The sequence below is a fragment of the Martelella radicis genome, from assembly GCF_014196625.1.
Lineage (GTDB): Bacteria > Pseudomonadota > Alphaproteobacteria > Rhizobiales > Rhizobiaceae > Martelella > Martelella radicis.
Window position 1 is genome coordinate 1 of sequence record NZ_JACIDZ010000034.1, and the last position, 9,312, is coordinate 9,312.

The following is a 9,312-nucleotide window of genomic DNA, read 5'->3' on the forward strand; positions in this document are numbered from 1 at the left end:
GGTCACCATCTCGGGCGGCGCAACCCTCGCCGGTTCGGGCAACGACGCGATCTTCACGCTCGGATCGCTTGATCTGACGAATGCCGTCGGCATGATCGGTCCCTCGACGATCAGGGCGGCCAACCTGACGGCGGGCGCGCCGAGCCTGTTTACGACGAGCGCGCTGACGGCCGCCGGTGTGGTCCTGGTTCCCGGTAACCCGCTCACACCCGGTCAGGATCCCTATTTCCTGATCGATTATACGGTCATCACCGGCGCAGCCTCCGACATCAAGATCGATGTGAACTCGACCGGCATCGACGTCAACACCACCAATGCGACCGTCGTGTCCGTCGGCAACCGGGTCGCGATCCTGGTCGGCTCCGGCAATGACGTGAATACGAGCGCGGGCGTCTGGTGGAACGGCACGACCACAGCAGGATCGACCATCATCGGCGGAGGAGGCACGTGGACTGCTGATCAAACGGCCCAGAACTGGACAGACAGCGGCGGCACAAGCCACGTGGCCTGGCAGCAGAGCAAGACCGCGGTGTTTGACGGTCAGGGGGGAGGCTCCGTCACCGTCGACAGCGTCACGAACGGCGCTATCATGGCCCAGGGTCTCGATTTCCGTATTACCGACTACGTCCTCTTCGGCGCCAGCCCCAACGAGATCACGCTGGAATCGGCCTTTTCCGACAATCTGACAAGGCTCAATGCCGACCCTCAGGTCAGCGCGACCATCGCCGTCAACCTGACCGGCGCCGCCGGCGTCAAGAAGACAGGAGGCGGAACGATCTTCTTTACCGGCGACAAGGACTATCAGGGCGGAACAAGCGTTGTCGCCGGCATCCTGCAACTCGGCGCGGGAACCGCCACTGGATCCGTCACCGGCGGTATCAACGTTTCGACGGGCGGGACGCTGTCACTCTACGCGCCCCAGGCGGGGCAGGGAGTTGATTTCTCCAACACCCTGAGCGGCGTGGCAGGCGCGGCGCTTGACATATCCGGCGTTGGAATCGTGAATTTCAATTCGCAATCGGCACAGACTTTCCTTGGAACGACGACGGTCCTGAACGGAGCAACCTTGTCCGGCAGCGGATCGCTCGGCGGTCCGGTCGAGGTGCAGGCGACAGGAGCGATCTCGGGCACGCATGGGACGACGCTCGGCCTCGGCTCGCAACTGACCTTCGCGGCCGCGACCACATCCATGGTGGTTCTGCTCGACGGCGCTGCTCCGAACACGATGATGCCGTTGTTCAGTACGACCGGGGCGTTCTCAGCCGCTTCCGGCGGCGTCATAACGGTCAATACTGTTGGCAATCTGGCGCTTCCGCTCAGTACATCATACGCGCTGGTTTCTTATGTCGGCGCCGACCCTAATACCGACAGTTTCAGCTTTCTGCGCCCGAATGCGACCTATTCACTCGCGACGCGCAACAGCATCCTCTATCTGGACGTTGGCACGCCGCGGGACGAATACTGGAACCCCGATCAGAACCCTCCAGGACAGTTTGGCGGTGACAACACATGGACGCGGACCGGTGGGATGGTCTGGTCCGATCAGAACGGCCAGAGTAACGGCCCCTGGCTCTCAGGCGCCATTGCCAAGTTTGAGGACCGGCAGGGTGCCGTCAGGGTTGATGCCATGGGCGGTGCAATCGAAGTTGGCGGGATGGAGTTTGATGTCGGACCCTATACGCTTACAGGTGACGCGCTCACGCTTTCAAGCGCTGACGGCAATGCGGTGAAGATCAATGTCAATGAGAACCAGGCGCCTGTGACCATCGGCGTGGTTCTGGCAGAAGCAACCGCCGGCACCGCATTGGAAAAGGATGGTCCCGGAACGCTCGAGTTGACTGCGGCCAGTACCTATACCGGTATGACGACGGTTTCAGCCGGCACGCTGCAGCTCGGTGTTACGGGCACTCCGCTTCAAGGACCGATCGCGGTAGCCTCCACCCTCGTGGTCAACACCAGCGGGACCGTCACGTTCGGCACGGCCAATGTATTGACGTCGATTGGAGGAGCGGCGCGTCTCAATGTCACGAGCGGTGTACTGGAGTTCGACAGCGTCAGTCCGGGATTTTTCGGTAGGACGACGATCAGCCGCGGCGCCACCCTCACCGGAACCGGCCATCTCGGCGGTAGCATCAATGTAAGCGGTGGCGCAACGCTGGAGGGACCCGAGCCAGGTTCCTATTTTGCCGCTGGCGACGGCATTCTCAATGTTATGGACGGCGCGACGATCGCGGTGAAGCTGAGCGCGGCAGAGGCGCAGCCGGGAACCCCTGCACCGATTTCCACCGACACCTTGATAACCGGTGCCAACCCGCTGATGGTCACGGTCAGGGGCGGTCCGTCTTTGCCAGCCGGCACTTACCCCCTGATCGACTTCAGCGGAGGCTATACCGGCAATCCAAGTCAGATCGATGCATCGAGCGTTGCAATTCAGAGCAATGTCTTCCGTCGTGTTGGAACCAGAGGCGACGTGAACAGTTCCGGCACGCTGGTTCTTCTGGCTGGCCCGGATGCCTACCAGTACTGGAATGGTGTCAATCAGCAGCCGCTCGCTCCTCCTTCCGTCGCTGGCGGCCAGGGAACCTGGGTCGCCGACATGACCAACTGGACAAACCAGGGTGGCGACAGTTCAGAACGCTGGTACAACGGCGGCTATGCGATTTTCGAAACCGTGGGCGGCCAGGTGGATGTCGACAGTGCCCCGCTCACGTCCGGGCAAATCAGGGTTGCCGTCATGGATTTCGAGGTCGACGGCTACGACCTTGAGCCCCTGAATGGGAATGACACGCTGGTCCTGACTACCCTGCAGGGCGCCACCAGTGCCGAGATCAGTGTCAACCAACTCAATCCGGGAAATCCGGTCACGGCGACTATTGGTGTTTCCATGACCAGCGCCGGCGGCGTCGGACTGACCAAGAGCGGCGATGGCACGCTGGTGCTGACCGCTGACAATAGCTATCAGGGGGCGACGGCTCTTGAGGCCGGTACGCTGCGGGTAACCGCGGGCAGTGCCGTTCCCGGCGACATTTCCATCGGCCAGGCCGCGACGTGGGACTGGGACGTGACGACCCCGCAGAGTTTCGCCGGCCAGATCTCATCGATCGGCATGGGCGGCGGAGGCACCTTCAACTTCAATGCAGGGACAAATGGCAGCCTCCAACTGACAGCCGCGAATACCTATACCGGGGTCACCAACGTCAACAGCGGCACGCTGGATGTCACAGGTCCTTCGGGTTCATTGCATGCCGCGACTCTCCTTGGATCAATCAATGTGGCAGATGGAGCAACCCTCCAAGGCTACGGTTCTTTCGGAAATATCACGGTCAATTCACGCGGAAAACTCATCCTGGGAGAATCTGCAGGAGCTTTTCCCGCAGTACCTGTAAATGCTGAGAGTTTGCATATCGAGCGTGACGGCAGATTCATGGCTTTTATCGATTACAACACTGGCGAATACACACAGCTTGTCGTCAGCGGCGAAGCCAGGATTGAACTCGGCGCGGATGGCCGGTCGACCAAGGTGACGGGAGCGGTACCCGATAACCCGCCTGCCTTTCCCATTATCGTAGCAGGGACGCTGACCTATGACGGCATGAGTGCTCCCACCGGCAGATCGGGCTATCAGTTCGTATTCGCAAGGGACCAAGTAAATCCCAACATTCTCAATTTTCTCGCTGTTCCCGCTCTGCTCGCGGATATGTGTGCGGGCCTGAATCCCAGTGCTTGCGATGTTCTCGGGGCGGTTTATGGACTTGGCGATGGCAATGGCCTGTTCGGTGATGTGATGAATAGCGAGAAGGAGGAGCTGGAAGGGCTTCTGGGCCAGCTTTCGGGCGATGTCTATGCCTCGAGCGATGCGGCGATGGTTGCGGGCAGCCGCTATCTTCGCAATGCCACGGGCTCTCAGGTACGCGGTTCGCTCGGCGGGGTTTCGACGGGTGCGGGGATTTCGGCGGTCAGCAATTACGCGGCTGAACCGAGCCCGGTTGCCACCCCCTTCGGCGCCTTCGAGGAGGATAATGGCGGCATCGGGGTCTGGACGGCGGGCTATGGGGCCTGGTCGAGCATGGATGGCGGCGGCATGGCGGCGAAGATGACCGATTCCGTCGGGGGCTTCTTCCTCGGCGCGGATGCGGCGGCCTTCGGCTCGATGCGCTTCGGCGCGGTGGCCGGCTTCGGCCAGTCGACCTACAAGGTGGATGCGCACAATGCCAAGGGCACGAGCGACGACTATACGTTCGGCCTTTACGGCGGCGGCGAATGGGGCGGGTTCGGCGTCGATTTCGGCACGGCCTATACCTGGCACAGCGTTTCGACGAACCGCAACGTGTTCGCCTCGACCTTCAACGACCACCTTTCGGGCAGCTATGACGCGGGCACGTTCCAGGTCTATGGCGGGCTCGGCTATGGCTTCGACGTGACGGACAGCTTCACGCTGGAGCCCTATGTCGATGCGGCCTATATCAACCAGCACTCCGATGCGTTTTCGGAAACGGGCGGGCTTGCGGCGCTGTCCTATGAGAGCCAGACGATGAATACCGGCTTCACGACGGTTGGCCTGCGGGGCGCATGGGCGTTTGACCTCGGGGGCTATCAGAACCGGCTTTCGGCCTCTGCCGGATGGCGTCACGGTTTCGGCGATCTCGATCCGAAGGCGGCGTTCACCTTCGCCGGTTCCGATCCCTTCGGGGTTACGGGCACGCCGCTCGCGGAGGACCAGGCGGTTCTGAGCATCGGCTGGGATACCGAGTTCTCCGACACTGTGAGCGTTGGCGTGAACTATACCGGTCAGTTTGGCGGGGGCAACCAGAGCCAGAACGTCACCGCGCGCCTGAATATCCGCTTCTGATACGGTTGCGGGAGGCCGGAGACGGGCCTCCCGCAACCCCTCGGCAAGAAAGGCGCAAAGCGAAACGACAAGACGCCGGGCGGTGCCGTCCGGCGTCTTGTCGTTGAAGACGTCTCTATGCCGTCAATTCCTCTTCTCGCCGCATCGCTCACACGCTTGATCGCCCGCACGTCCAACGGAGGGCGACTGGCAGAGTCGCGGTCCTGCGAGCGAGAGGCCGCCAGAACGCCGACGGGATAAAAGGACTTGCGCAGCGTGCTTTCAGGGGGCATCCGCATGAACCGCCAGCGTTCTGGCTGAAAGAGGGCGGAAGGGAAAGAATAATTGGCGATTCTGTTTCCAGGTCCGCCGGACAGAAGCTTCGGATGACCCTAACACGATTAACGAAACCCTTCCCCGATGACGGGGAAGGGTGTTCTTCGGTCGGCCGGTTCTTTGCCAAGGACGCGTCAGAAGCGAAGATTGAGGCGCCCTACGACGTTCTGGCTCTGGTAGTCCTCGGCGAACAGGCCGATATAGTTGACCTCGATGTCCAGGCTTTCATTGATCGAGGTCTGAAGGCCGACATTCAACACGGCCTGGTCTTTGGCAATCGGCGCGCCTGTGACATCGAAAGACGTGCCGCTTGGAAAGGCGAGGGAGCCGATGCCGGCGAGATCGCCGTAGCCCCGACGCCATCCGGCCGATGCGACCAACTGGCCGTTAAAGATTTCGCTTTCCAGATCGTAGCTGGTGCGAAGGCCAAGCGTGGTAAAGCCGGTGTTCATTGTGGAACCGGCGCGGCTGAGTGCGGCAATGCCGCCCTGCTCGGTGAAGCCGTCAGTCTGTTGGTAGACATAGGCGGCATCGGCGAAGGGCCCGGCATTGAAATTCGAAGCGAGTTCGAACATGTAGTCGACGTCGCCATAGACCTGGTAGGTGCCAGCATTGTAGTCGGCACTCTCCTGTTCGCTCAGCCCCGGAATGGCGACCTGACGATCGGCTGAAATCTGGTGCCAGGTATATGCGGTGCCGAAGTTGACCCCCCAATTGTCGAGGTCGCCGCCGCCATAAAGGCCGACTGTCCAGTCATTGCTGGTGGCCGAGGTGCGGCGGCCGCTGATATCGTAGCTGCTGCCGCCATAGCCCGCCACCGCACCGAAGCGCAACGTGTCGAAGACCGGAATGTCTGCGCCGATGAATACGCCCCCGACATTGTTCTTCATTCCGGCGGTGGTGCCGGTGGCCTTGTAGTCGTTCCAGGAGCCGTAGGCCGTCATCCAGGCGCCAGTGCCGGGCGCTTCCTGCAAAAGCGTCGGGGCCGAGCCGTCGTCCGCCGCATAATTGCTCGCCAGCGAGGCGGTGGATTTCTGCGGATCGCGGTAGGTCTGGCGCAACCTTGTGTTGGTGGCGTCGCGCACATAGCGGCTGTCGTCGACCATGGCCGAGGCGATGGACGAATAGCCCTCGCCGGAAAGCTGGTCGAGCGAGGGGCCGAGCTGGTTCTTCGGCAGGCCCTTGATGATCTTGACCAACGGATCGTTGGGGCCGAGCGAGTTGATGCCACCGGCCGTGTTGCACTGATTGGCGGTGAGGCCGGGGATGCAGAGCGTTGTTCCGTTATTGGTCAGGTCCTTCAGCGTCAGGAAGACGGTGTTGGCCGTGTAGCCGATCTCGGCGCCGACAAAGGCGGAGGTGGAGGCGACATTGGTATCGAAGCCCGCCGTGCCGTCTCCATCACCATCACTGCGCGTCACGCTGTCGGACGAGGAGACGATCGTCACCGTCGTGCCGTCGACGACCGAGGCACCTTGGGCATCGACCGTGACCTGGCCGCCCGCGACGGTAACCGCACCGCTGGCTTCAAGCAGGTCGGATCTGGCCTCAACGCCTTCGTCCGTGCTCTTCGAGACCACATTGGCGTAAAGCCCGGAACCCGGCGTGAAACTCAGCGTGTCCATCGACAGCGTGTCGATACTGTTGGCCGTGCCGGCTGTGATCTTGCCGCCCTTGATGACGGCGACACGCTCCAGCAAGCCATTGCCGCTCAACAGTCCTGTTTCGCTGACGGTCGTCATGCCGCCGAGTTTGCCGGCGACGGCGAGCCCGCCATTGTTGACGGTGGTGGCGCCGGCAAATTTCGAACTGTCGGCGGTGAGGGTCGTCGTGCCGGCACCCAACTGGCCGAAGCTTCCATCACCGGACAAGACGCCGTTGAAGGCCCAGTCCGTCGAGCGCAGCACATTGAAATGAGCGCCGGTTTCGACTGCGACATCCCCCGAAAGCGCGCCCGATGCCCCGTTGTTGCCAAGTTGCAGCGTACCGCCGGAAATGGTTGTCTGACCGGTATAGGTATTGTCGTCGACCATCAGCAGGGTGCCGTTGCCGGTCTTGGTCAGGCCGCCGGTCTGGCCGGTCGCATTGACGAAACGTCCTGTCGCCGTCAGCGTGTCGGCTCCATCCGCGATGTCGATCGTGCCGCCCTTGCTGGTCAGTTCGAACGTACGGGCCGTGTCAAAGCTCGATGCGGTCGAGAGCCGGCCGCCATCGAGCAGCACGCCGCCGGTCGCCGCGCCGAGGTTCTGGTCCTTGCCGATGGAGACCGTGCCCTCGCGAATGGCTGTGCCGCCGGAATAGGTGTTGTCGCCGGAGAGCGCGAGCGTGCCCGCGCCGGTTTTCTGCAGTGATCCGGTTTCTCCGGTTTCGTCGGAGATTATTCCGGAGGCGGTCAGCGTGTCGCCGCCATTTGCGACATCAATCGTGCCTCCATGCTTGTCGATGGTCATGGCCCGGCCGGTCTCAAAGCTCTTCGTCACCTTCAGCGCGCCGCCGGCAAAAGCAAGGCCTGCCGAGGGCGCGCCGAGGTTGACGTCCCTGGACACGGACACCACGCCGCTCGTCAGCATGGTTCCGCCCGAATAGATGTTGTCGCCGGCAAGGATGATCTCGCCCGCACCGGTCTTGTTGATGCCCGCAGTCCCGCCAAGAACGGAATTGATCGTCGCCGAGACCGTTGATCCCGGGCCGACCGCGATTTCGGCAAGATTATCGGGATTTACGGAGGTGAGCGTCAGCATGTCGCCGTCAATGACATAGCCTTTCGTGGCGAACTGCAGCCCGCCCGCCTCGACTGGATTGGCGCCGCTATTGGTGTCAACATTGACCGTGCCGGCATTGCCGGTAAATATCGCGATGTCGCCCTGACTCCAGTCGCTGTGGGCGGTCGGAGGGTCGGCATCGCCCCAGTTGGTGTTGTTGGCGTCGAAAACGTTCCAGTCGCCGTCTCCGCCCGAAATGGGAGCCATGCCGCTTTTTGTCGGGCCGTCCCAGTAAACAAAGGCCGGCCCTGACGGGCCGCTTCCTGCCAGGTTCAGATAGACATGGCCGACCGGCGTATAGGTGACGGAACTGCCGGTCGGGATATTGCTGCCCAGCGCAAACTGATCTTCGGGTTTGGGGGCAGAAGGTGCCGTGGCCGAGTTGATCAGGGAATAGACCCCGCTTTGCGCGCCCGATGCGTCGAGGTTGATCGTTGTCGCGCCAACTCCGCCGAGCGTCAGCGTGTTCGAGGTGAAAAGCGGCGTCGCCGAGGGCGTGCTCAAGCCGATCTGCAACGTGGTTCCCGTCTGGAAGGCGAGGTCACCGGCAATGGCAAGCGTGCCGCTCTGATCGCCGAGAAGGGTGGCGCCCGTATTGATCGCGACATCGCCGCCGACACTGCCGACGCCGCCAAAGCGGGCGCCGGTTACCACCGTGGCACCGCCGGTCAGGCCGCCGGCCTGGCCGCCATAGCCGAGCTGCAGCGTACCTTCGGACACCGTCGTCAGGCCGGTATAGGATTTGGTGCCTGTGAAGACGAGCGTGCCGGCGCCTCTTTTTTCCAGTGTGCTGACCACGGCGCCGGAGCCTGAAGCGCTGTAATTATTGCCGTTGCCGATATCGACGCCGATGACCGCAGTGTGGCCGCCATTGGTGACCGTCATCACGCCACTGCCGGCGGAGTAAGGCGAGAGCGTCAGCGCATTGCCCGCTCCGCCTTCGATTGAATATTTGTCTGCGTCGAACTGAAGTCTGTCGAAGCCGAGTGTGCCGCTTGCCACGACGGAGCCGCCGGTTCCGTCGAAAATGCCCAAGGAACTGGCCCATGCTGCTGGGTTTGCTCCGTTCTGATCGGTCCAGTTGGCAAGGCCTGCAATCCAGGTGCCGCTGCCGCCGACAAGGCCGCCATCATAGGGCGGCGGGGCGCCGCCGTTCCAGTATTGGGCGATCTCATTGTTGGCATCATAGACTAGGAGCCGAATAACCCCGGGCGTTGCGCTCGGTCCCAGTCCCGGGGCAACGACCTCGAGTCTGCTATTCGTTCCCCCCGGCAATCCGTTGATCGTCGGAGCGACGGAGAAGATTGTTCCCGGTGTCTGCGTCAGCGTACCGCCATACTGGAAGATGTTGTAGATCTGGGCATTGCCCTGGACATTCACCGTCAT

The 9,312-nt window shown here is 62.1% G+C and carries 2 protein-coding genes; one reads left to right on the forward strand and one right to left on the reverse strand.

The features are described 5' to 3' along the window. On the forward strand, positions 1 to 4,849 hold a 4,849-nt coding region (locus GGR30_RS23120), incomplete at its 5' end, for an autotransporter domain-containing protein (RefSeq protein WP_183491631.1). Positions 4,850 to 5,298: 449 nt separating this feature from the next. Here the strand turns inward: GGR30_RS23120 and GGR30_RS23125 are convergent. Then, positions 5,299 to 9,312 (reverse strand): autotransporter domain-containing protein (locus GGR30_RS23125; RefSeq protein WP_183491633.1); only part of this gene is annotated, 4,014 nt, incomplete at its 5' end.